The sequence below is a fragment of the Methylobacterium sp. 190mf genome, assembly GCF_900107945.1.
Lineage (GTDB): Bacteria > Pseudomonadota > Alphaproteobacteria > Rhizobiales > Beijerinckiaceae > Methylobacterium.
Map to the genome: position 1 here is coordinate 90800 of NZ_FNVI01000020.1, position 22313 is coordinate 113112.

The window sequence follows — 22313 nt, forward strand, 5'->3', positions numbered from 1 at the left end:
CAAAAGCTATGCCGCGGCGGAGCTGGGGTGTGGGTTACGTCGCGGCGGCAGGCCGCAGATCGAGAACTTCGTCTCTGCTTCGCTCCGCTCGCAAAGACGGTGAGGAGCCCGCTACCGCGCGCCGCGGTGGAGGTCGCCCTCGATCAGCAGGGCGCTGCGGCTGTCGAGCCGCGAGCGGTAGACCTGCAGGTTCTCCATGACCCGCTGCACGTAGTTGCGCGTCTCCGTGAAGGGGATGCGCTCCACCCAGTCGATCACGTCGACGTCGCCCTTGCGCGGGTCGCCGTAGGCGTCGATCCACTTCTTCACGTTGCCGCCGCCCGCGTTGTAGGAGGCGAAGGCGAGCACGTAGGAGCCGCGCCAATCCTCCATCAGCTCGCCGAGATGGGCCTGGCCGAGCCTCGCGCAGTAGGCGGGATCGCTGGTCAGGCGGTCGACGTCGAAGGCGGTCGAGACCCGGCGGGCGGTGCGCTGGGCGGTGGCCGGCATCATCTGCATCAGCCCCCTGGCGCCGACGCCCGACTGGGCGCGCGGGTCGAACTGGCTCTCCTGGCGGGCGATGGCGTAGACCATGGCCCGCTCGACCTGCGGGACCGCCGTGAAGGTCTCGTAGGTGGGGATCCCGATCGTCGGGTAGGCGTGGGCGTCGAGCGGCAGGCCGCGCTGGACCGCGAGCTTGCCGATCGCCACCAGGGCGCGGGCGTCCTTCATGTCGGTGGCGAGGTCGCCGAGCGCCTGGAGCTCGCGCGGGTCCGAGAGGTCCCGGGCGGCGTCGATGTAGAGCGGCAGGGCCAGCTCCTTGATCCCGGCCTCGCCGAGCAGGCGCAGGGCGCGGATGGAGAGCCGCCCGTCGAAGGCCTGGCGCTCCGCGCCCTCGAGGTCGGCCGGCGCCCGCAGGGGCAGGCTGGTCTGGCCGAGCCGGGCCCGGGCCACCTGGCCGTAATAGGCGATCGGCTGCAGGGCGGCGCGCTCGTAGAAGCGCTTCGCCTCCTCCGACTGGCCGAGCGCCTCGGCCGCCCGTCCCTGCCAGTAGGCGGCCCGCGCCACCGAGATCGGGCTCTCGGCGATCGCCGCCACCCGGGCGAAATGCTGCGCGGCGGCGGCGGGATCGCCGGCGAAGCGGAGCGCGATCCAGCCGGCGTGGAACTCGGCCTCGATGCGCTTCTCGGGCGAGCGCGCCGCCGGCTGGCTCGCCACCGCGTAGGCGGTCTTGGCATCGCCGAGGTCGAGGAGCTTGCGCGCCACGATCCGGCGCTCGATCCACCACTCGTCGCCGTCGACCAGCACGTCCGGGTTGCTCGGCGCCGTCGCGAGCACGGCGGCGGCGGCTTCGGGCTTGTCGGCCCGGCGGAAATACTGCGCCCGGGAGAAGATGTAGGACGCGTCGCTGCGCAGCGACGGCGGCACCGCGGCGAGCGCGGAAGCGGCGCCGGAGGACTTGTCCTCCACGGCCCGGCGGGCGCGCACGAGGCTGGCATAGGCGCCGCCCGCGTAGCCGGCGGCCCGGCCGGCGCTCTCCCAGTCGTCCTTCAGGAGCGCCCGCTCCATCCGGTAGCGGTGGTCGACCCGGGTCAGCGCGTCCGGGAAGGCGTCGAGCACCTTCGCTTCCAGGCTCCGCCCGAAGCTCTCGGTGCGCCAGAGGTCTCGGACCATCTCGGCGGCGTCGGCGTCGCAGCCGTCGGCGCGCAGGGCCAGCGCCAAGGCGAACTTGCCCGGCGCGCTCACCGGCTTCGCCGTGGCGAAGTAGGCCCGGACCGTCGCGGGCGCCTTCTTCTCGGAGAGCAGCGCCTCCTCGGCCCGGCGGCGCAGCAGCGGGCCGGCCGGCCAGTCCGGATTGGCCCGGACGAAGGCCACGGTGCGGTTGAAGCCGATCCCGGCGCCCGCGCGGATCGCCACCCATTCGAGCAGCGCCTTCGCGGCCGGGTCGGTGAAGCCGTCGCGCATCCGGTCGCCGTCGGCGACGCGGCCCTTGCGGTAGAGGTCGATGGCGCCGCGCAGCAGCGTCGGGTCGGTGTCGCCGGAGATCTTCGGGCGCGCGGGATCCGGCACCTCGGGCACCGGGGCCGCCGGGGTGACCGCGGCGTCCGGCAGCGGGAAGGCCACCGGGGCGTCGGGGTCGGCGGAGGCGTAGGCCGAGGCCGCGGCCGGCAGCGTCCGGGCGGGCTCCTCGCCCTTGTCGTCGCCGCTCGAGGCGTGGACCGGATCGAGCTTCAGGGCGTCGGCCGCGACAGGGTCGCTCGCCTTCACGGCCTGCGCGCCCCGGACCTGGGCGGTCGAGAGGGCGGCGTCGCTCGCCGGCGGCGCGGGCTGCGTGGCCGGCGGCGTCGTGGGCGCGTCGATGCCGGCTTGGCCGGCTTGGCCGGCCGGGCCGGCGAGCGCCACGCCGACGGTGGCGACGAGCGCGGCGGCGGTGAGGGACGTGCGCTTCGGGGCCGGATGCGAGGCCGCGGGTCGGATCACGATTCCCCCCTACTGATCACCGGAGCGGGAAAGGTCGAGGATCGGTCCGTGACCATTAAGATCGCGTTAACCGTCCCCACGATCTGTTTGCGCGCCGTGACGCGACCGCCTATGTCTGCCGGTCCGTGCCCGTACGATGCGGACCACGCGCGGCGCCGAGACCGCCGAAATCCCAGCTGGGACCCTTTGGGACGCCTGAGATGACCGAGATGACCGGGAGCCGCCTGCGGGGCTCGCTCACCGCGCTTGTGACGCCCTTCCGCGACGGGGCCTTCGACGAGGCCGCCTTCCGGAAGTTCGTGCGCTGGCAGATCGAGCAGGGCAGCCACGGCCTCGTGCCCACCGGCACCACCGGCGAGAGCCCGACCCTGACCCATTCCGAGCACGACCGGGTGGTCGAGGCCTGCATCGACGAGGCGGGCGGGCGCGTGCCGGTCGTGGCGGGCGCGGGCTCCAACTCCACCGCCGAGGCGGTCGAGCGGGCGCAGCACGCCGAGCGCGCGGGCGCCGACGCCGTCCTGGTGGTGACGCCGTACTACAACAAGCCGACGCAGGCGGGCCTCTACGCCCACTTCAAGGCCGTCAACGACGCGGTCGGCATCCCGATCATCATCTACAACATCCCGCCGCGCTCCGTCGTCGACATGAGCGTCGAGACGATGGCCCGGCTCTTCGAGCTGAAGAACATCGCCGGCGTGAAGGACGCGACCGCCAAGATCGACCGCGTCAGCCAGCAGCGTCAGGCCATGGGCGCGAGCTTCGTCCAGCTTTCGGGCGAAGATGCGACGGCGCTCGGCTACAACGCCCACGGCGGCCACGGCTGCATCTCGGTGGTGGCGAACGTCGCCCCGCGCCTCTGCGCCGACCTACAGGAAGCGACGCTCGCGGGCGACTACGCCAAGGCGCTGGCCCTCCAGGACAGGCTGTTCCCCCTGCAGACCGGCCTGTTCGCCGAGGCTAACCCGGCGCCGGTGAAGTACGCGCTGTCGCGGCTCGGCCACATGACCGACGAGCTGCGCCTGCCGCTGGTGCCGGTGACCGAGCCCACCAAGCGCATCGTCGACGACGCCCTGCGCCACGCCGGCCTGCTGGTCGACTGAGGGAAGTCACGCATCATGGCCCCGAAACCGGAGCCCAGTCGGCGCATCGTCGCCGACAACCGCGCCGCGCGCTATCACTACACGATCGAGGACACGCTCGAGGCCGGCATCGCGCTGACCGGCACCGAGGTGAAATCCCTGCGCGGCGGCAAGGCGACGATCGGCGAGGCCTATGCCGGACCCTCCGGCAACGACCTGATGCTGTTCAACGCCTACATCCCGGAATACCTGGAGGCGAACCGCTTCAACCACGACACCAAGCGCCCGCGCCGCCTGCTGCTGCACCGCCGCCAGATCAACAAGCTGATCGGCGCGACCCAGCGCCAGGGCTACACGGTGGTGCCGCTGAAGATCTACTTCAACGACAAAGGGCGGGCGAAGGTCGAGCTCGGCCTCGGCAAGGGCAAGCAGGCCCACGACAAGCGCGAGGCGGTCAAGGAGCGCGACTGGCAGCGCGACCGGGCGCGGCTGCTGCGCGACCGGGGCTGAGGCCGGGCCGTCATCGCGAGCGCAGCGAAGCGACCCAGGGCAGCGCGACGTCCGCGGGCGTGGTGCCGCTGGATTGCTTCGCTCCGCTCGCAAAGACGATCGTTCCTACAGGGGGCGCGCGCAGGCCGTGATGCGCTCGCCTTGCGCTGACCGCGCGATGTCACAAGATCCCGGATTAGCCGGTGCGGCGTCCCGAGCCTGCGATCCTGCGGAGCGACCCATGCCCTCCACCCACGATACCCTGCCCGACGACCTGCCGGTCCCCGTCGACGACGGCGCGGCCGATCACCTGCGCGGGATGCGCCTGCCCGACGTGGCGCTCACCGCCACCAACGGCCGCACGGTCTCGCTGGCGCGGCTGCCGGGCCGCACCGTGGCCTACGCCTACCCGCGCACCGGCGAGCCGGGCCAGCCGGGCCTGACGCCCGACTGGGACGCCATTCCCGGCGCCCGGGGCTGCACGCCGCAGGCCTGCGATTTCCGCGATCACCACGCCGCGCTGACGGCCCGAGGCGTCGCCCAGGTCTTCGGCCTCTCGACCCAGACGAGCGCCTACCAGCGGGAGGCGGCCGAGCGCCTGCGCCTGCCCTTCCCGCTGCTGGCCGATCCGCACCGGGCCTTCGCGATGGCGGCGCGCCTGCCCACCTTCGAGGCCGGCGGCCAGGTGCTGCTGCGCCGCCTCACCCTGGTGATCGACGACGGCGTCGTGAGCGAGCTGTTCTATCCGGTCTTCCCGCCGGACCGGAGCGCCAGGCAGGTCCTCGACTGGCTCGACGGGGGCAGCGCCTGAGGCGCTACTCCTCCTCGGCCTCCGGCTGGCGGATGCCGTAGCGGTTCTCCAGGCCCGGATTGGCCCTTCCCTCCCCGCGGTAGCGGGTCGGCGCCTCGCCGGAGGCCCGCGCCGGGCGCTCGCCGGGCTCGCGCCCGATCCGGCCCGCGAGGCTCGCGAGGTCGACGAACTCGTCGGCCTGCCGCCGCAACTCGTCGGAGATCATCGCCGGCTGGGTCTGGATCGTGGAGATCACCGTCACCTTCACGCCGCGCCGCTGCATCGCCTCGACGAGCGAGCGGAAATCGCCGTCGCCGGAGAACAGGATCATGTGGTCGATGTGCGGGCTGAGCTCGAGGGCGTCGATCGCCAGCTCGATGTCCATGTTGCCCTTGTACTTCCGCCGCCCCATCGAGTCCGTGAACTCCTTCACGGGCTTGGTCACGACGCGGTAGCCGTTGTAGTCGAGCCAGTCGATCAGCGGCCGGATCGAGGAGTATTCCTGATCCTCGATCATGGCCGTGTAGTAGAATGCCCGCAGGAGGTTCTCCCGCGACTGAAATTCCTTGAGCAGCTTCTTGTAGTCGATGTCGAAACCGAGGGCCTTGGTGGTGGCGTAGAGGTTGGCGCCGTCGATGAAGATGGCGCTGCGCTGGGTGACTGGCATGAACAGGTCAGGTCCCGAAAAATCGTGGGTGACAGGAAATCGTCTGAACAATCGGTCAGGGTTCGCCCGAGGCGAAAGGCCGGGGCGCGTGGCCGGGACGGTGCGCCGCGATCGCGGCCGCCGCGCTCTGCAAACCGGGGTGGACCGGCGCGGTCGATGACCCGCGCCACCGACGCCCCGTCCGCCGGACCATTCGTTTCAAACGGGTCCGTGTCAAGCAGAGCACGGGATTGTGCGGTCGTGAAAAACTGAACTCTCGGGGCGGATTAATTGACCACGACAGGGCTTCGTCGTGAAAATGGTGGTTTACGTAAGTTGATCCTGTAAACCTCAGATGCGCCGCGCGCCCCGCCCCTCGACCTCAGCCGTTCACGCGCTCGACGCTGTTGACCGGGCGCTTGCCGCGCAGTTCGGCGATGATCGCGTTGAGATGCTGGAGATCCCAGACCGACAGGTCGATGGTGATGTCGGTGAAGTCCTGGGTTCGCCGCTTCATCGAGATGTTGTCGATGTTGCCGTCGTGGTCGGCGATCACCTGGGCGATCTGGGCGAACACCCCGGGCTCGTTGATCGACTTGAGCGCCAACCGGGCGGGGAATCGCTCGCCGCCGAGCGCCTCCGTGTCCCAGCGGACGTCGAGCCAGCGCTCCGGCTCGTTGTCGAAGGCCGCGAGTGCCGCCGACTGGATCGGGTAGACCGTCACGCCGACGCCGGGGGTCAGGATGCCGACGATCCGGTCGCCCGGGACCGCGCCGCCGTTCGGCGCGAAGGTCACCGGCAGGTCGCCCGCGAGGCCGCGGATCGGGATGGCGTCGCTGCGATCCGCGCCCTCCCCCTCCTTGCCGCCTTCCTTGCCGCCCTCGGCGCCCGGGAAGGTCAGCCGCATGGTCTGGTCGGAGGAGCGCACGAGCCGGCCGGCGCCGCTGGCGGCGCCCTGCGCGGCGGAGGGCCGGCGCTCGTCGCGGTGGTCGGGATAGACGGCGCGGACGACGTCGCCCGAGAACATCTCGCCCCGCCCCACGGCGGCGAACACGTCCTCGGTCGTCGCGCGGGCGAGCCGCGGCAGGGCGCCCCGGAGCTTGTCCTCCGAGAAGGTCTTGGCGGCGCGCTCGAAGGCCCGGTCCAGGATCTGCCGTCCGAGGCCGGCATATTGCCGCCGCACGGCGGTGCGGGTCGCCCGCCGGATCGCCGCGCGGGCCTTGCCGGTCACCACGAGGGATTCCCAGGCCGCCGGGGGCGAGGCCCCGTCGGAGCGGCTGATCTCGACCTCGTCGCCGTTGGCGAGTTCGTGCAGCAGCGGCGCCATCCGGCCGTTGATCTTGGCGCCCACCGCGGTGTTGCCGACGTCGGTGTGGACCGCGTAGGCGAAGTCGATCGGCGTCGCGCCGCGCGGAAGGGCGATCAGCCGGCCCTTCGGGGTGAAGCAGAACACCTGGTCCTGGAACAGCTCCAGCTTGGTGTGCTCCAGGAACTCCTCGGGGCTGTCGCCCTCGGCGAGGAGCTCGATGGTCCGGCGCAGCCACTGGTAGGCGCCGCTCTCCGCGGCGAGCCGCGGATGCACGCTGCCCTCGGCGCGGGCCGGGTCCTTCACCAGCTCGGTGCCGATCTCCTTGTAGTGGGCATGCGCGGCGATGCCGTACTCGGCGATGTCGTCCATGGCGCGGGTGCGGATCTGCAACTCGACGCGCTGGCTCTTCGGCCCGATCACCGTGGTGTGGATCGAGCGGTAATCGTTCTGCTTCGGGGTCGAGACGTAGTCCTTGTACCGGCCCGGAACCATCGGCCAGCTGGTGTGGACGATGCCGAGCGCCGCGTAGCAATCCTGCACGGTGTCGACGACCACGCGGAAGCCGAAGATGTCGGAGAGCTGTTCGAAGGCGACGGACTTGCGCTCCATCTTCGACCAGATCGAGAACGGGCGCTTCTGCCGGCCGCTGACCTCGGCGGTGATCCCCTGCGCGCCGAGCTTCTCGGTCAGCACCTGCGCGATGGTCTCGACGACGCTCTCGGACTTGGCGGAGAGCCGCGTCAGGCGCTGGGTGATGGTGGCGTAGACCTCCGGCTCCAGGTTGCGGAAGGCCAGGTCCTCCAGCTCCTCGCGCAGCTCCTGCATGCCCATGCGGCCGGCGAGCGGCGCGTAGATGTCCAGGGTCTCCTGCGCGATGCGGTGGCGCTTGTCCTCCCGCATGTGCTGGAGGGTGCGCATGTTGTGCAGGCGGTCGGCGAGCTTGACCAGCAGCACCCGGACATCCGCCGCGACCGCGAGCAGCAGCTTGCGGAAGTTCTCGCCCTGCGCGGCCTGCTTGGAGACGAGGTCGAGGCGCTTGAGCTTGGTCAGGCCGTCGACCAAGGCGCCGATCTCCGGCCCGAACAGCCGGCGGATCTCCTCGAGCGTCGCCTCGGTGTCCTCGACGGTGTCGTGCAGCACCGCGGCCACGATGGTGGCGTCGTCGAGGTGAAGGTCCGTGAGGATCGCCGCCACCTCGAGGGGGTGGGCGAAGAACGGATCGCCCGAGGCGCGCTTCTGCGTGCCGTGCGCCTGCATGGCGTACACGTAGGCGCGGTTGAGCAGCGCCTCGTCGGCGGCCGGGTTGTAGCGCTTGACCCGCTCGACGAGCTCGTACTGGCGCATCATCCGCCGGGACGGGGCCGGCGCGTCCGGGGTCGTGCGCGGGGTCTGGATCACGCGCGATTGTTCCGCAACCGCCGGGACGGCGCCAGCCCCCGGCGGCGGGGCCGCGCCGGATGCCGGCGGGCCGGCCACGGAACGAGAGAACCCGGCGTCTCCGCCGGGTCCGGTCTCTGTCAGGTCGCGCCCATCCAGGCCCACGTGTCCAGGCTCACTCGCCCTCGTCGTCGGTCTCGACCGGCGGGGCGAGGTTCTCGAGGCCGCGCAGCAGGTCCTCCTCGCTCATGCGGTCGAACTGGACCGCCGCGTCGTCGCTGGAGGATTGCGGCGCCACCGCGGCGGCGGCCGGCGAGCTCGACAGCAGCGGCACGGTCTCGGCCTCGGGCTCGTCCACCTCGACGTACTTCTGCATCGAGTGGATCAGCTGCTCCTTGAGGTCGTCGGCCGTGATGGTCTCGTCGCCGATCTCGCGCAGGGCCACGACCGGGTTCTTGTCGCGGTCGCGGTCGATGGTCAGCGGGGCGCCGGCGGCCAGGAGGCGGGCCCGGTGGCTCGCCAGCAGCACCAGCTCGAAGCGGTTCTCGACCTTCTCGATGCAGTCTTCGACGGTGACGCGCGCCATGCGGGGCGGCTCCTTGGGCTTGAGCGACGGGTGATGTCGGGTATGGCGCCACTCTACACCGGATGCCGTTGTGCAACAAGCACAGCGGGTTGCGCGGGGCGCGCGTCCGGCGCGAACCCGGCGCGCGTCCGGCGGGCGTGCCGGTCCGGTCGGGCCGGACGCCGAGGGGCCGAACGCCGAGGAGCCGGAGGACCGCGTCGCTGCGGCATCATGGTGCGGCGCATTGTTGACACCCAGCGCCGCGGGTGCGAGTGCGCGCGCCATTCCAGAGTTTCGGCCGACACGGGCGGCGCTCGCGCGCCGCGCGGCGCCGGCGACCAGGACGCAACATGCGCGCACTCATCTTTCCGGGCCAGGGCAGCCAGGCGGTCGGCATGGCGCGGGACCTCGCCGAGGCCTTCCCGCAGGCCCGGGCCGTGCTCGACGAGGTCGACGCCGCCCTGGGCGAGAACCTGTCGCGGCTGATGTTCGAGGGGCCGGTCGAGGCGCTGACCCTCACGACCAACGCCCAGCCGGCCCTGATGGCGGCGAGCCTCGCGGTGCTGCGCGTGCTGGAGGCCGAGCGCGGCCTCGACCTCGGGCGCGACGTCGCCTGCGTGGCCGGCCACTCGCTCGGCGAGTACGCCGCGCTCGCGGCCGCGGGCAGCCTCACCGTCGCAGACGCCGCCAGGCTGCTGCGCCTGCGCGGCGAGGCCATGCAGGCGGCCGTCGCACCGGGCGCCGGCGCCATGGCGGCGCTGATCGGCACCGATCTCGAGGCCGCCCGGTCCGTCGCCGAGGCGGCGGCCGACGAGGCCGGCGACGGCGCCGTCTGCGACGTCGCCAACGACAACGGCGGCGGCCAGGTGGTGCTCTCCGGCGACCGCGCGGCCGTGGAGCGCGCCGTCGGCATCGCCACCGGCCGCGGGATCAAGCGCGCCGTGATGCTCAACGTCTCGGCGCCGTTCCACTGCCGCCTGATGGCCCCGGCCGCCGAGGCCATGGCCCGGGCGCTCGCCGCCGTCGCGCTGGCGGCCCCGCGCGTCACCCTCTACGCCAACGTCGCGGCCGCCCCGGTCACCGATCCGGAGGCGATCCGCGCGGCCCTGGTCGAGCAGGTCACCGGCACCGTGCGCTGGCGCGAGAGCGTCGCCGCCATGGCGGCCTCCGGCGTCGACCGGTTCTACGAGCTCGGCGCCGGGAAGGTGCTGACCGGCCTCGTCAAGCGCGTCGCCCCCCAGGCGAGCGCCGCCGCAATCGGCACCCCCGCCGACGTCGCCGCCTTCGCGCTCTGACCCGCGCGCTCTGATCCGACGGAGTCCCGCATGTTCGATCTCACCGGCCGCAAGGCCCTCGTCACCGGCGCGACCGGCGGCCTCGGCCAGGCGATCGCCCGGGCCCTGCACGCGCAGGGCGCCACCGTGGCGCTCTCGGGCACGCGGCCCGCGGCCCTGGAGGCGCTCGCCGCCGAGCTCGGCGAGCGCGCGAGCCCCGTCGCGGCCGACCTCTCCGACAAGGACTCGGTCGAGGGCCTCGTCCCGGCCGCCGAGGCCGCGATCGGCCCGCTGGACATCCTCGTGAACAATGCCGGCATCACCCGCGACAACCTCTTCATGCGGATGAAGGACGAGGAGTGGGAGCAGGTGATCGCCGTCAACCTCACGGCCGCCTTCCGCCTGTCGCGGGCCGCCGTGAAGGGCATGATGCGCCGCCGCTCCGGGCGGATCGTCAACATCGGCTCGGTGGTCGGCAGCACCGGCAATCCCGGCCAGGGCAACTACGCCGCCGCCAAGGCGGGGCTCGTGGGCATGACCAAGGCGCTCGCCGCCGAGGTCGCCTCGCGGGGAATCACCGTCAACTGCATCGCCCCGGGCTTCATCAGCTCGCCCATGACCGACGCCCTCAACGAGAAGCAGCGCGAGGGCATCCTCGCCCGCGTGCCCGCCGGGCGGCTCGGCGAGGGGTCGGAGGTCGCGGCGGCCTGCCTCTACCTCGCCTCCGCGGAGGCGGGCTACGTCACCGGCCACACGCTGCACGTGAATGGCGGGATGGCCATGTACTAAGGCGCGTATACCGGTTCCCGGCCGGCGGGAACGGCGCGCGAATCACCCCCGCCGACACGCAAGTGCCACACCCATGAAGGCTTTCTGAACGGGCCCTCGCCAGGGCTGGAACCCTGTGCTACCACGCCCCGCAGCCGTACAGGGGGTTGACGGTTCAGCGGGTTTTCAGTCCAAGGCCCTCCGGCGGGGGCGTCCCGGCTCACGCGCCGGTTCACCTCAGAAGCACGCGCGATCGGACACCGGCCCGTCACAACAAGCCCGCAGGGGCGCGACGCGGCCACGGCACCACCCCGAGAAGACTGACAGACCAGAAGGACGAGGACGGAAGACCGATGAGCGATATCGCTGAGCGCGTGAAGAAGATCGTCGTCGAGCACCTGGGCGTGGAGCCCGAGAAGGTGGTCGAGAGCGCCAACTTCATCGACGACCTCGGTGCCGACAGCCTCGACACGGTCGAGCTGGTCATGGCCTTCGAGGAGGAATTCAACGTCGAGATCCCGGACGACGCTGCCGAGACCATCCAGACGGTCGGCGACGCCGTGAAGTTCCTGGAGAAGAACTCCGCCGCCTGAGGCGCCGGGGACCGGGTTTGACGCGGCGCGGGTGAGGCGAAACAGCCCCCGCGCCGTTATGCGTTTCAAGGCTCGGAGTCGTGACGGGGCCCGCGGGGACCGATTCTGCCTCCGAGCGAGTTAGGACGATGCGCGACCGCGGCGGTGCCGGCGGGACGGCGCCTCAAGACGGGACAGGGCACATGCGGCGGGTGGTGGTCACGGGTCTGGGGATGGTCACGCCGCTGGGCAGCGGGGTGGAGCACACCTGGAGCCGGCTGATCGCGGGCGACAGCGGCGCCGGCCCGATCCGCGGCTTCGAATCCGCCGACCTGCCCTGCCGGATCGCCGCGCAGGTCCCGTTCGGCGACGGCACCGACGGCACCTTCAACCCCGACCTCGTGATGGAGGTGAAGGAGCAGCGCAAGGTCGACCCGTTCATCGTCTACGCAATGGCGGCGGCCGACGAGGCGCTGAAGGATGCCGGCTGGGCGCCGAAGAGCCACGAGGACCAGTGCGCCACCGGCGTGCTGATCGGCTCCGGCATCGGCGGCATCGGCGGCATCTACGACGCCTCCGTGACCCTGCACGAGAAGGGCCCGCGCCGGATCTCGCCGTTCTTCATCCCGGGCCGGATCATCAACCTCGCCTCCGGCCAGGTCTCGATCGCCCACGGCCTGAAGGGCCCGAACAACGCGGTCGTGACGGCCTGCTCCACGGGTGCCCACGCCATCGGCGACGCGAGCCGCCTGATCGCGCTCGGGGACGCCGACGTGATGGTGGCGGGCGGCGCCGAATCGCCGGTGAACCGCCTCTCGATCGCGGGCTTCTCCGCCTGCCGGGCGCTGACCACGGGCTTCAACGACACGCCCGAGAAGGCCTCCCGCCCCTACGACCGCGACCGCGACGGCTTCCTCATGGGCGAGGGTGCCGGCATCGTGGTGCTGGAGGAGTACGAGCACGCCAAGGCCCGCGGCGCGAAGATCTACGCCGAGGTGGTGGGCTACGGCCTCTCGGGCGACGCCTACCACATCACCTCCCCCTCCCCGGACGGCGACGGCGCCTTCCGCTGCATGACCGCCGCGGTGAAGCGCGCCGGAATCGCGCCGTCCGAGATCGGCTACATCAACGCCCACGGCACCTCGACGCCCATGGGCGACGAGCTGGAGCTGAAGGCCGTGGAGCGCCTCCTGGGCGACGCCGCCGCGAACGCCACCATGTCGTCCACCAAGAGCTCGGTCGGCCACCTGCTGGGCGCCGCCGGCTCGGTCGAGGCGATTTTTTCCATCCTCGTCCTGCGGGACAACGTCATCCCGCCGACGCTCAACCTCGACAATCCCTCCGTCCAGACCAAGATCGACCTCGTGCCGTTCGAGGCGAAGCGGAAGCAGGTCGACGTGGTGCTGTCGAACTCCTTCGGGTTCGGCGGGACGAACGCGTCGCTGGTGATGCGGCGGGTCGCGTAGGCGCGTCGCCGTCCGACCGCGACACCGGCCGCACCTCGTCCCGACGCTCCGACTTCCGTCCGACATGCGGAATGCGGCCTCCGAACGGGCGATCGTGCCCGCCGAGGCTGCTCCCGAAACCCGCGTCGCTGGGTCCGGATCCGTGCGCGCTGCGGGCGAGAGCCCGCGCGCACCGAGATCCTGACCTCCCGCGCGGCATCCGCGACGGCGGGCGTCTTCGAGCGCGCGCGGCGCCCGGGCCCTTCAGGATGCCGTCGTGATCGGGATCCGCGGCGGGCGCGCCGCGCGGCCCCTGACCCCGTGCCCGGCTACCATCCCCGCCGCTCCGCCTCCCCCGGCACCCGCCCCTCAGGCGTGAGCGCGTGCACCACCTCCGGCAGGGCCTGGGCGAGCTGCGACAGCAGCGTCTCGCGGTCCATCCCGGTCTGCTGCTGGAGGGTGTCCACCGTGTCGGGGCCGAGCGCCCGGGCGAGCTGGTCCGGGGCCACCGGGCGGTTGGTGCCGTGGCCGATCCAGGACTCGATCACGTCGCCGAGGCCGCCCTGGCGGAACCGGTCGACCAGCCCGTCGAGGCCGCCGAGATCCCCCTGCCCGTCCGGGGTGGCGCGGCTCGGCGGCGGGGCGTCGCCGGGGCCGTCGAGCATGCCGGAGAGGTCCGAGAAGTCGCCGGGCGGCAGGGACGGGTCCGACGGCCCGCCCGGGCCGCCGTCGCGGCGGCCGCCGTACTGGTCCCAGCCGCCGATGTCGCCGCCCTCTTCCGGAGGACGGCGCCCGCCGGCATCGGCGGGGTGCTGGCCGGGATCGCGCCCGTAGGGTCCGGCGCCGCCGGAGCGGTCGGCCTCGGGGCCGGGCTCGCCCTGGCGCCCGCGGCCGAAGATGTCGCCGAAGCCGCCGCTGGCGCCCTTGGCCAGCAGGAGCATCAGGAGTGCCTTGACCAGGGGCGACATGCCCCCGGACCCCTGCTTCTGCCCGCCGAACACCTGACCGAGCACGCCGCCGATCGCCGATTCGAGCAGTCCCATGCGCGTCTCCCCCCGTAGGCCCGGGCCGGACGGGCCCGGGCGAACAACATTCCGGGGCGGGCGCGGGTTGCCTCGCTCAGCGGGCCGGCGTCGCGAGCGCCGCCTGCGCGGTGCCGCCACCGGTCGTGGCGTCGGCGGGCTCGACCAGCGGCACCGTCGCGGCCGAGAGGATCAGTCCGGCCAGGAACAGGCCGGTGGCGGCGGCGCCGGCGCGGGGGCGCGGCAGGCGAACGGCGCGGCGTCGCGCGGGATGGGGACGGTCGACGGTCCTGGGCATCGCGGCCTCTCCGGGTTCGGGGCGGGCCCTGGGGCCCTTTCTGCCGGAAAAACGCCGTCGGGGGGCGGAGAGGTTCCCGCGCCGTCAGGTCCGGCCGGCGAGGCGGCGTCCCAGCGCCCCGAGCAGGCAGGCCGCGCAGTAGACCGGCAGCATCAGGGCCGCGCCGTCGAGCCACAGGCCGGGCAGGCCCGGCACGAACCCGGCGATCGCCGCCGCGGCCACGAGCCCCGCGACCACGCAGAGCCCCAGCGAGGCGGCGAGGCGGTCCGGCCAGCCGACCAGCGCGCCGACCACGAGGCCGAGCGCGGCCGCCCCGGCGAGCCCGGGCCAGAATCCGGCGAGCAGCAGCGTCACGGCCGTCCGGCCTCCCTGCGGGCGCGATGGTGGCGCGCGGCCGGGCGCGCGGATGGGCGCGGCCCGGCTGGCGGGCGCGCGGCGGAGCGGATCTCCCTCACGGCAGCAGCGCGAAGACGACGGGGCCGGCCGGCCCGTCCGGCCCGGCCGTGACCTGCTCCGGCCGGGCTCCGGCCTGGAGGAGGTACTCCACCACCGCCTGGGCGCGCAGGCGCGGCAGGTCGGCCGGCGGCTCGTCGGGGGCCTCGGCGGGCTTCTTCGCCGCCGCCTTGCCGGGTGCGGCCGGCTCCTTCCTGGCCGCGCCCGCCTTGCTCCGATCCTTCGTCGCGTCCTTGGCCGCGTCCTTGGCCGCGATTTTGGCCGCGTGCATCACGGCTTCCTTGGGCGCCGGGGCCGGCGGCGCGGCTGTGGCCGGCTTGGCGGCGTCGGCGACCCGGGTCGGCTCGGCGGTCGCGCCCTCCCCCGGTGCCGGTCCGGCGGTCGGGGTCGCGGCCGGGGTCGCGGGCGGCTTCGCCGGGTCGGCGGGGCCGGAGACCGCGACGCGCAGCGACGGGCAGGTCTTCGCCAGGGCGGCCAGCGCGTCGAGGGTCGGGTAGAAGGCGGGCGTCAGCACGGCGCCGCCCGCGGGGAAGTGCAGGTCCGCCCCCGCCAGGGCGGCGGTGAAGTCGGCGCGGCAGGTGGCGGGGTCGCGCCGCTCCGCCGCGTCCCGCGCCGTGACGCTGGCCTGCCCGGTCCAGCCGGGGGGCAGCGCCTCGGCGAGCCGGTCGGGGGTGCGCGCGGCGCCCTCCCGGTAGAGGCTCTCGCCGGTGAGCGTCACGGCGCGGTCCGAGACCGCGACGGTCCCGTCCGCGAGGTTCGTCACCAGCGGGGCGGCGGCGGCCAGCGCGTCCCCGAGATCCGGCGGGGCGCCGTCGGCGAGGCGGGTGCGGTCGATGACCGGCTCCCGGAACAGGCGCGGGCGCAGGGCGGCCAGTACCCGCTCCCGGGTCGCGGCGTCCGGCAGGTGGCCGGTGAGGGTCACGGCGTCGGCGGTCCGGCGGATCGCCACCCGGTAGGGCGAGAGCGGCCGCGCCGTGAGCGCCACCCGCCCGGCCGCCACGCCGGCGGGCCGGCCGTCGCGCATCAGCGCCTCGGCGTCGGGGAGCGCCTGCCCGTCGATGGCGTCGCCGGTCACCGAGACCGCCCCGTCCCGGAACACGACCTGCCCGGACTGGATCAGCTCGGCGAGCTTGAACGCGAAGGCGATGAGGCTCTTCGGGTCGATCGCCGGGTCGAGCCCTCGGGCGGCCAGGAGCCGGTCCTCCACGGTGCCGCCCGCGGCGGCCTCGGTGGCGGCGCGCAGGGCGGCCTCGCGGTCGGCCGCCGAGGGGGCGAAGCCGTCGAGGACGATGCCCCGGCCCGATTTCTCCACGGCGAACCGGTACGCGGCCACCTTCGGGGGCAGGATCTCGACCCGCCCGACGCTGAACCCCTCCGGCGGGTCCGACAGGGCGGCCCGCAGGGCCTCGTAGGCCGGCACGTCGAGGGCCTCGCCCGACAGGCTGAGCACGGTGTCGCTGAGCGCCGCCCGCCCGCCCTTGGCGAGGCCGGAGAGCCGGGCCGCGAGGAACGCGGCCGCGCCGGCGAAATCCGGCGGCGCGCCCCGGGCGGCCCGGGCGGTGTCGTCGAGGCCGGTGCCGGGATCGAGGGCGCCGGCGATCCGCGCCTCCAGGGCCCGCCGGCCGATCTCCACCGGGCGGCTGCCTTCGAGGGCGATCCGGTTCTGACCCGTGCGGATCGCCGCCCACTGGAAGGGCGCGGCGGTCTCCACGATGCCGAGTTCGGAGACGATGCGGCGCGGGCCGTCGAGGGCCGCGAGGCGGGACAGCACGGTGGCGCGCTCGGCGACGTCCGGCGCCTCGCCGGCGGCCACGAGGTCGCGCCCGACGGCCTCCACGCGCAGCCACGGCTCGCCGGTGGCTGTGGCCGTGCCGGCGGCGATCGCCGCGCCCTGCGCCGCGAGGCCGTCGGCGATCCGCGGGGCGGCGTAGAGGGTCGCGCTCGCCCAGATCAGCGCGAGGGCCGGGAGGCCGGCGAGCCAGCCGGCGCCGCGCAGGCCTTGGGCGAGAGTTTCGGGCAACGGCACGGTCGCAGGTTCGGGCGCGGGTCGGGACGTGGGGGCAGGCGGATCCGGTGCCGAGAGCACACCGTCTTTCCGGCAGCATGAAGGCCGGCGGCCTCCTTTCTCCCACGGGTCAGCGCCGCGCCGCGTCCCCGCGCCGCCGGAACCGGCCGGACGCCCTCCGGTTTCCGAGCCAGACCCCGTCCCCGCTGAGGAGCGTGCCATGCGATCCATCCTCGCCGCCGCCCTGCTGCCGGCGATCGCCGTCCCGGCCGGGGCCCAGAGCCTGTCGGCATCGCTTGAGCCGATCACCCCTGTCGCCAATCCGGGCCAGCTGAGCCTCGGCGGCAGTTCCACCACCGGGCAGTTCCCGACCGTCTCGGCGCAGACCGGCGGCCTCGTGAATGCCGGCCAGCTGAGCTTCGGCGGGGGCGGCGGCGGTGGCGGCGGCCGCATCGGCGCGTCGGGCGGCCTCTCGGCCGGGACGACGCTCGGCGCCACGACCGCCGGTTCGGGCGCGACGGGCCAGCTCGGCGGCCTGGGATCCACCGCGACCGGCGGTGCCGGCGTCACCGGCACGACCCTCGGGACCGGCGGGACGATCGGCGCCACCGGTGCCCGCAGCGGCCTCAGCGGCGCGTCCCGCACGGGCCTGGGCTCGACCGCGGGGAGCCTCCTGACACCGACCCTCGGAACGGGCGGTCTCGGGGGTGGGTCGGGCCTGTCCCCCGGCCTGGGCACCGGACTCTCGGGAGCCGGCCTCGGCGCAGGTGTCGGCGCAGGTGTCGGCGCAGGTGTCGGCGCAGGCGTTGGAGTAGGTGTCGGCACGGGCCTCAACGCTGCCGGAAGCCTCGGCTCCTCGCTCGCGACCGGCTCGTCCGGCGTCGCGTCGGCCGGTCTCGGCAGCGGCGTGGCCGCGTCGGGCATCGGCGCGACAGGCGCCACCCTGTCCCCCGGCGGTCTGTTCGGGCTGTTCGGACTGTTCGGGCTCGGGACCGGAACGGCCGCGAGCGGGGCCACGGCCGCGACGGTTTCCGGGACGGGCGGCGCCGGCACGGGCGGCGCCGGGATCCCCGGGACGCCCGGGCTGCCCGCGGACGATCCCGCCCAGGCGGCCCGCACCCTGCCGACCGGCGGCGGGGCGATCGGCGGTGCCGGCATCGGCGGCGCGGCGGCCGCGCCGGTCCGGACCGGCGACCTCTGCGGCGGGCCCTTCGCCGAAGCCTGCCTCGGCCAGGGGTTCTGAGCGGCCTCAGGGGCCGGAACCGCGCCGAACCGCTGCCGTTCCTTCTGTGCCGGCACCTCGGCCGGGACAGGAGACAGAGATGAACGTCATGCTGGGCCGCGTCTCGCTCGCGGCCGCTCTCGTGATCGGCGTCTCGGGCGCTGCCCTGGCGCGCGATGCCGGGCCGAAGGCTCACGGCGCCAAGGGCACGGCCGGCCTGCACGGGATCGGCTTCAACGAGCCGAAATTCCGCTCGGACCTGCGCACCGGCAAGGAGCAGCCCTACACGTGGCCGGTGAGCGACCGCTATCGCCCAGTCTCGCAGCCCTTCTACGGTCGGGCCTACTGAGCCGCCCGGCGCACGCTCCGCCGAATGGATGAGTGGCGGCGCCCCGCTCCGCCGCGCACAACCGGGGCCGGCCCCGTTCCGTCATCGGAGCGGGCGCCAATCCGGCGATGGCCCAGAGGCACGGGGTCCGTGGCGTGCCGGCTCCCGAGGCAGGAGAGTGTGATGCATCCGCTGAACCGGCGCGTCGTCGCGGTCCCGGCCGTCGCGCTTCTGGTCGTCGCGCCCCTGCCGGGGCGCGCGGGCGAGTTCGCGCAGGTCCCGCCGGTGCCGGGCATGGCCCTGACCCTGCCCGATCCCGGCATGGCCAACGGGGCGCCCGCGCCCGCTCCGACGGCGGCACCGGCCCCCGCCGCGGCCGCGGAGCCGCCCGCTCCGGTCAGGGCGGCCTCCGTTCCGGCGGTCGAGCGCCGGTTCCGGGGCCTGGGCAGCGGGCTCTCGTCGATCGACGGGCAGCTCCCGAACCAGCGCACCGGCCAGCGTCACCAGCACGTGGTCCGCGACATCTGCATCGGCTGCTGATCCGATCCGCCTCCGGCGCGGCGCCGGCTAGTGCGGCGCCCGCGCTCGGGAATTCGCCTGGATCCAGCGCGGCGAGAGGATGTCGCCGGCCTCGGTGATGATCCAGGGTTGGGCCTCGCCGGATTCCATCGCCGCGATCGCGACGGCGAGGGCCTCGCGCAGGGTCGCGAACGGCCGCCCCTCCGCGGCGCGGGCCGGTCTGCCCTTGGGCCAGATGGTCAGTTCGGCTCGTCTGTCGAGGTCGGAGGGCGTCATCGGCGCTCTCGAGGTGCTTCGCAGGGTGCTTCGGCGGGATGTGGGCGTTCTACCGTGCCCGTGTGACGCGGATCTGGCGCCGCGGTTTCCGATTCGTGCCACGGGCCGCGACGCCAGCAACGCGCGCGCTCGCCCGGCGGTTTCGATCGGTTCGGGGGCGCGCGCGAAAAACAAATCACCCGCTCCTCAAGTTTGATTTGAGAACGTGCCGGTGGAAGTTTAGTTCATTTGCATCGAATGCATGGCGCGCGGGATCGGTGCCTGAATTCACGGCTGAGAATTCCCGGGGAACACTGCAGTACCGTGCCGTCCTGGCGATATGGTGCAATGCGAAAAACGCATGCCGCGACGCACAAATCCGTGGTCTCATGCGCTGGTCGATCGCATCCCGCGGTCGACACCGCGATCGAACCGGAGACGCACCATGCGCACGATCCTCATCCTCGCGTCGGCCGCGCTCACCTCGGCGGCCTTCACGGGCCTCGCCGCCGCCGACGACCGCCTGCACCTGACGCCGCCGCTCTATCGCGATCAGGCCCGGCCCGCCCAGCAGATCCGCACGATCCACGATCTGACCACCACGCCCCAGCCCGTCGCCGCGCCGGCGACCGTCAATCGGACGGTCTCGTCCCTCGGCCGGCCGATCGTCCAGGCCGCCGTCGAGGCGAGCCGCTGAGCCGGCTGCCGGAGACGGAGCGCCCCGGGCGGCTCCGTCTCCGGCCGACGCTCAGACGATGTGCAATTCCTGCGCGGCCACCGACGGTTCCACGCCGCGACGGATCAGGCGCCGCGTCCGCGCCCGCTGATCGCGCGCGGTGCTGAGGGCAGTCCCCGCCGCGCGGTACCCCTCGAACCACAGATCCGCCCACGCATACTGCGCCGCCATCGCGAGCAGGACGGCGTTCTCGGCCTGTCTCAGGCCCAGCCGCAGGCTCTCATCCGCCAGGCGACCAACCTCCCCGTACATCATCTCCAACTCCGCGTCCGAACACGGCCGGCAGCGCCGCGAAGGGCCGCCGGCCACCCGCCCAGAGGCCGCTCGGCTCTCCCGCTCAGTGCGACGCCGCCCCGGCAGCGTCGCGAGCGGCGGCCGCCGCTTCCCGGGCCGCATCCTGCCCTCGCACCACTTTCGTGCGGACCGTGTCGGGGGCGCGGCGCGCCGCTCCGACGACGCTTCCGAAGGCCGTCCGGGCCTGTGCGAGACCGGTCCCGGCGACGTCGCGGATCTGGGTCGGGACCTCGTGGCCCGACGACTGTGCCATGCACTGTGCCATGCGTGGTCTCCTGTCGGCCGCCATCCGGGTGCGGCCGGCCCGTTTGTGCATCGCACATGGACCGGCGTCCAGGGATCGCCCGCGCGTCGGCGCGACCGGTCAGATCTCCGTCTCGCGCCGGACGATCGCCTCTTCCCCGCTGCCCTTCTGCGCGAGGCCGACCTCGGGATCCTCGGTCGGGATCGTGGCCGGCGCCGCCTTGACGCGCTCCGCCGGAGGCTCGTCCGCCTCGCGCGCGTCCGGGCCGCGGCTCGTCGGGTCTGCGGTCTCGCGCGTCATGCGGTCTCTCCCTGCCTGCAGCCAACGCGACGGGGCGTGTGCGGGTCCCGGGGCTCCGTCACGATGGCGGGAGGCGCGACGCGGATCGCGGCTCTATATGGGAGGTGCGAGCAGGGAGAGTGGTGTGTTCACCGTCAAGGGGATTGATCCGTCCGGGCGCGTCATGACGTTCGCCTGCGGGACGGACGAGCAGGCGATGGAGAAGACCTGGGAGCTGGCCCGGCGCGGCTTCCGCGAGATCACGGTCGCCGATCCGAAGGGCAAGGAACTCTCCGCGGCCGCCTTCGAGCGCTCGCTCAACATCGACTGGGAGTGACGCGCGTCGGCAGCCCCGCCGCCCCCGACCCTGCCGACGACACTCTGGCCGCGCCGAGCGCCGGTCGACCCGAGGCAGGCGCCTGTCAGGTCGCCTCGAGTTCGCGCCAGAGGTTCGCGCGGCCCGACCGCGCCGTCTCGGGGATGTCGGTCGTGGCGCCGATCTCCTCCGCCTTGCGCCAGATGGCGCGGCAGACGAGGATCTCGCTGCTCGCATCGATGCTGAGGATGAAGCTGTCCGGAACGATCTCGGCATCCGGGAGCGCGACCCGCACGCCGCCGGCCGACCGGTCGTAGACGATGCACGGCAAGCTTCGATGCTCGTCGACCGAGATGCTGCCGGTCTCGTTGAGAAGCGTGCGTGGAGCGCTGCGTCGTTCGAACATCACCGCCTCGAGAACCTCTGCCCGACAGGATCGGTCACCCGGGTTCAAGGGCGGTTTGCGAAATGCCTCGAATTGTCGGGAAGCTGCCGTCCCTGTGAATTCTGCGCTCTTCATGCGCGCTCGGCCGGAGGCCGGATGCGCGGAGCACCGCCGCCCGCCGAGCGACCGGGGCGACGGAGCCGCAGGGACGGAGACGGCCTCGGTCGGACCGCTCGGCGCGTGTGACCGGCCTCAGGATCGACCTACTCGGTCACGACCTCGACGAGGGTGGTGAGAAAACCCAGCGCGACGGCCCCGATGCCGCCCATGAAGGCCGCATCCCACCCGGCGAACTCCCTCGACTGGGGCGCGCGCAGGAAGGCGAACAGCGTCACGGCGGCCCCGCAGACGACGAGAGCGAGGGCCAGCAGGATCGATCGAGACATGGCGTTTCCCTATGCGCCGGTCTCGCGGCCCTTGAGGGCTCTTGTAAACGGACGAGTGCGACCGGCTTGATCTGTTCAGTCTCGTCCGTCGTCGAAACATGACAGACGAGAGCGCGGTGAACAAGGTGTTCATCTGTTCTGCACTGCGGAACAGCGGCCGGAATGGCGCTCTCATCTGATCCGCACAGGACTGAAGTCGCGCGCGGCCAGGGCTGCCCTTCACGAGGGGCATCGACCGGCCGGCCGCGGGGAGTGCCCCGCCGGGACGGGATCCGGCGCGGTCAGTCGATGAAGACGCGGACGCCGTCCGTGTTGAGCAGGTCGCGCTGGTCGGCGCACCATTGCTCCGGTCCGACCGCGGCGATCTCGTCCGCGACCCGCCGGCCCTCCTCGGCGATGGCGTTCCGGGCACGCTGGTGGCCGAGGCCGGCGTCGAGGGCTCGGCGGACCGTGCGGGACAGGCCCTCGGACACCGTGTCGTCGATGGTGTAGAGCTTGCGGCAGTGCAGGACGATGCCGGCCTGCGCGCCGACGATCCGCACGAGACCCCGGATCGTCTCCGCGCGCTTGGTGTCGTCTGCCTCCTCGGCAGCCCGGGCGGTGCCCGGCACGACCGCCGTTCCCAGGAGGGCGGCGAACAGCAGGGCGCGAGTCATCCGGGGCATTCCTTCTGGCCGATGCCGGAGCCGTCTCCGGAACGCCGCACCGGGCGGGCCGCGCCCGCCCCGTCAGATCCG

General features: G+C 73.5%; 27 protein-coding genes. 12 read left to right on the forward strand and 15 right to left on the reverse strand.

What is annotated here, in order from left to right:
• Nucleotides 1–111: 111 nt before the first annotated feature.
• A complete protein-coding gene (locus C4T42_RS22255) occupies nucleotides 112–2460 on the reverse strand; it encodes a transglycosylase SLT domain-containing protein (RefSeq protein ID WP_020095210.1) in 2349 nt (782 codons plus the stop codon).
• Between the two features lie 200 nt (nucleotides 2461–2660).
• Here C4T42_RS22255 and dapA point away from each other — a divergent pair, with 200 nt between their 5' ends.
• The 3 genes from dapA (at nucleotide 2661) to C4T42_RS22270 (ending at nucleotide 4839) form a co-directional block, all read left to right on the forward strand.
• Nucleotides 2661–3560, forward strand: a complete 900-nt coding sequence (gene dapA / locus C4T42_RS22260) for a 4-hydroxy-tetrahydrodipicolinate synthase (protein WP_020095209.1) — start codon at nucleotides 2661–2663, stop codon at nucleotides 3558–3560.
• Between the two features lie 15 nt (nucleotides 3561–3575).
• On the forward strand, nucleotides 3576–4049 hold the full coding sequence (gene smpB, locus C4T42_RS22265) for an SsrA-binding protein SmpB (RefSeq protein ID WP_020095208.1): 474 nt from the start codon (nucleotides 3576–3578) through the stop codon (nucleotides 4047–4049).
• Nucleotides 4050–4269: 220 nt separating this feature from the next.
• On the forward strand, nucleotides 4270–4839 hold the full coding sequence (locus C4T42_RS22270; RefSeq protein ID WP_020095207.1) for a peroxiredoxin: 570 nt from the start codon (nucleotides 4270–4272) through the stop codon (nucleotides 4837–4839).
• 4 nt (nucleotides 4840–4843) lie between these two features.
• Here C4T42_RS22270 and C4T42_RS22275 read toward each other — a convergent pair whose 3' ends face one another.
• From C4T42_RS22275 to rpoZ, 3 genes are all read right to left on the reverse strand, one after another.
• Nucleotides 4844–5485: an NYN domain-containing protein gene (locus tag C4T42_RS22275; protein WP_020095206.1), complete on the reverse strand. Its 642-nt coding sequence runs from the start codon at nucleotides 5483–5485 to the stop codon at nucleotides 4844–4846.
• Nucleotides 5486–5846: 361 nt separating this feature from the next.
• Nucleotides 5847–8120 (reverse strand): bifunctional (p)ppGpp synthetase/guanosine-3',5'-bis(diphosphate) 3'-pyrophosphohydrolase, encoded by a 2274-nt coding sequence (locus C4T42_RS22280; protein ID WP_026605253.1) that lies wholly within the window; start codon nucleotides 8118–8120, stop codon nucleotides 5847–5849.
• Between the two features lie 205 nt (nucleotides 8121–8325).
• A complete protein-coding gene (gene rpoZ / locus C4T42_RS22285) occupies nucleotides 8326–8736 on the reverse strand; it encodes a DNA-directed RNA polymerase subunit omega (RefSeq protein ID WP_010685409.1) in 411 nt (136 codons plus the stop codon).
• A 329-nt stretch (nucleotides 8737–9065) separates the two neighbouring features.
• Between rpoZ and fabD the strand changes: the two genes are divergently transcribed.
• The 4 genes from fabD (at nucleotide 9066) to fabF (ending at nucleotide 12795) form a co-directional block, all read left to right on the forward strand.
• Nucleotides 9066–10010, forward strand: a complete 945-nt coding sequence (fabD, locus tag C4T42_RS22290; RefSeq protein ID WP_020095204.1) for an ACP S-malonyltransferase — start codon at nucleotides 9066–9068, stop codon at nucleotides 10008–10010.
• 30 nt (nucleotides 10011–10040) lie between these two features.
• Nucleotides 10041–10778, forward strand: a complete 738-nt coding sequence (fabG, locus tag C4T42_RS22295) for a 3-oxoacyl-[acyl-carrier-protein] reductase (RefSeq protein ID WP_020095203.1) — start codon at nucleotides 10041–10043, stop codon at nucleotides 10776–10778.
• A gap of 332 nt (nucleotides 10779–11110) precedes the next feature.
• On the forward strand, nucleotides 11111–11350 hold the full coding sequence (locus tag C4T42_RS22300; protein WP_007559070.1) for an acyl carrier protein: 240 nt from the start codon (nucleotides 11111–11113) through the stop codon (nucleotides 11348–11350).
• A 182-nt stretch (nucleotides 11351–11532) separates the two neighbouring features.
• The gene (gene fabF, locus C4T42_RS22305) at nucleotides 11533–12795 is read left to right on the forward strand and encodes a beta-ketoacyl-ACP synthase II (protein ID WP_020095202.1); all 1263 of its coding nucleotides are present in this window, start codon (nucleotides 11533–11535) and stop codon (nucleotides 12793–12795) included.
• 308 nt (nucleotides 12796–13103) lie between these two features.
• Here fabF and C4T42_RS22310 read toward each other — a convergent pair whose 3' ends face one another.
• The 4 genes from C4T42_RS22310 to C4T42_RS22325 all read right to left on the reverse strand — a co-directional run bounded on the left by C4T42_RS22310 (nucleotide 13104) and on the right by C4T42_RS22325 (nucleotide 16573).
• A complete protein-coding gene (locus C4T42_RS22310; RefSeq protein WP_020095201.1) occupies nucleotides 13104–13817 on the reverse strand; it encodes a YidB family protein in 714 nt (237 codons plus the stop codon).
• Between the two features lie 76 nt (nucleotides 13818–13893).
• On the reverse strand, nucleotides 13894–14094 hold the full coding sequence (locus tag C4T42_RS22315) for a hypothetical protein (protein ID WP_020095200.1): 201 nt from the start codon (nucleotides 14092–14094) through the stop codon (nucleotides 13894–13896).
• Between the two features lie 84 nt (nucleotides 14095–14178).
• The gene (locus C4T42_RS22320; RefSeq protein WP_020095199.1) at nucleotides 14179–14448 is read right to left on the reverse strand and encodes a hypothetical protein; all 270 of its coding nucleotides are present in this window, start codon (nucleotides 14446–14448) and stop codon (nucleotides 14179–14181) included.
• A 97-nt stretch (nucleotides 14449–14545) separates the two neighbouring features.
• Nucleotides 14546–16573 carry a BON domain-containing protein gene (locus tag C4T42_RS22325; RefSeq protein ID WP_244603257.1) on the reverse strand — a complete coding sequence of 676 codons (2028 nt, stop codon included), beginning with the start codon at nucleotides 16571–16573 and terminating at the stop codon, nucleotides 14546–14548.
• A gap of 199 nt (nucleotides 16574–16772) precedes the next feature.
• Between C4T42_RS22325 and C4T42_RS22330 the strand changes: the two genes are divergently transcribed.
• The 3 genes from C4T42_RS22330 to C4T42_RS22340 all read left to right on the forward strand — a co-directional run bounded on the left by C4T42_RS22330 (nucleotide 16773) and on the right by C4T42_RS22340 (nucleotide 18642).
• A complete protein-coding gene (locus C4T42_RS22330; RefSeq protein WP_042672486.1) occupies nucleotides 16773–17795 on the forward strand; it encodes a hypothetical protein in 1023 nt (340 codons plus the stop codon).
• A gap of 79 nt (nucleotides 17796–17874) precedes the next feature.
• The gene (locus C4T42_RS22335; protein WP_020095196.1) at nucleotides 17875–18123 is read left to right on the forward strand and encodes a hypothetical protein; all 249 of its coding nucleotides are present in this window, start codon (nucleotides 17875–17877) and stop codon (nucleotides 18121–18123) included.
• Between the two features lie 162 nt (nucleotides 18124–18285).
• A complete protein-coding gene (locus C4T42_RS22340) occupies nucleotides 18286–18642 on the forward strand; it encodes a hypothetical protein (protein WP_026605252.1) in 357 nt (118 codons plus the stop codon).
• Between the two features lie 27 nt (nucleotides 18643–18669).
• Here the strand turns inward: C4T42_RS22340 and C4T42_RS22345 are convergent, their stop codons facing one another.
• Nucleotides 18670–18897, reverse strand: coding sequence for a hypothetical protein (locus C4T42_RS22345; protein ID WP_020095195.1), 228 nt, complete (start codon nucleotides 18895–18897; stop codon nucleotides 18670–18672).
• Nucleotides 18898–19321: 424 nt separating this feature from the next.
• Here C4T42_RS22345 and C4T42_RS22350 point away from each other — a divergent pair, with 424 nt between their 5' ends.
• Nucleotides 19322–19573 (forward strand): hypothetical protein, encoded by a 252-nt coding sequence (locus C4T42_RS22350; protein ID WP_020095194.1) that lies wholly within the window; start codon nucleotides 19322–19324, stop codon nucleotides 19571–19573.
• A gap of 51 nt (nucleotides 19574–19624) precedes the next feature.
• Here C4T42_RS22350 and C4T42_RS22355 read toward each other — a convergent pair whose 3' ends face one another.
• The 3 genes from C4T42_RS22355 to C4T42_RS22365 form a co-directional block, all read right to left on the reverse strand.
• Entirely contained in the window at nucleotides 19625–19867 is a 243-nt protein-coding gene (locus C4T42_RS22355) for a hypothetical protein (protein WP_020095193.1), read from the reverse strand.
• A gap of 82 nt (nucleotides 19868–19949) precedes the next feature.
• Nucleotides 19950–20171, reverse strand: coding sequence for a hypothetical protein (locus C4T42_RS22360; RefSeq protein ID WP_020095192.1), 222 nt, complete (start codon nucleotides 20169–20171; stop codon nucleotides 19950–19952).
• A gap of 99 nt (nucleotides 20172–20270) precedes the next feature.
• Nucleotides 20271–20450: a hypothetical protein gene (locus C4T42_RS22365; protein WP_020095191.1), complete on the reverse strand. Its 180-nt coding sequence runs from the start codon at nucleotides 20448–20450 to the stop codon at nucleotides 20271–20273.
• Nucleotides 20451–20574: 124 nt separating this feature from the next.
• Between C4T42_RS22365 and C4T42_RS22370 the strand changes: the two genes are divergently transcribed.
• Nucleotides 20575–20766 (forward strand): hypothetical protein, encoded by a 192-nt coding sequence (locus C4T42_RS22370; protein ID WP_020095190.1) that lies wholly within the window; start codon nucleotides 20575–20577, stop codon nucleotides 20764–20766.
• A gap of 85 nt (nucleotides 20767–20851) precedes the next feature.
• Here C4T42_RS22370 and C4T42_RS22375 read toward each other — a convergent pair whose 3' ends face one another.
• From C4T42_RS22375 to C4T42_RS22385, 3 genes are all read right to left on the reverse strand, one after another.
• Nucleotides 20852–21151, reverse strand: a complete 300-nt coding sequence (locus tag C4T42_RS22375) for a PilZ domain-containing protein (RefSeq protein ID WP_020095189.1) — start codon at nucleotides 21149–21151, stop codon at nucleotides 20852–20854.
• A 242-nt stretch (nucleotides 21152–21393) separates the two neighbouring features.
• Complete coding sequence (locus C4T42_RS22380; protein ID WP_020095188.1) at nucleotides 21394–21576, reverse strand: hypothetical protein; 183 nt, start codon at nucleotides 21574–21576, stop codon at nucleotides 21394–21396.
• Nucleotides 21577–21857: 281 nt separating this feature from the next.
• Nucleotides 21858–22232: a hypothetical protein gene (locus tag C4T42_RS22385; RefSeq protein ID WP_020095187.1), complete on the reverse strand. Its 375-nt coding sequence runs from the start codon at nucleotides 22230–22232 to the stop codon at nucleotides 21858–21860.
• Nucleotides 22233–22313 lie beyond the last annotated feature (81 nt).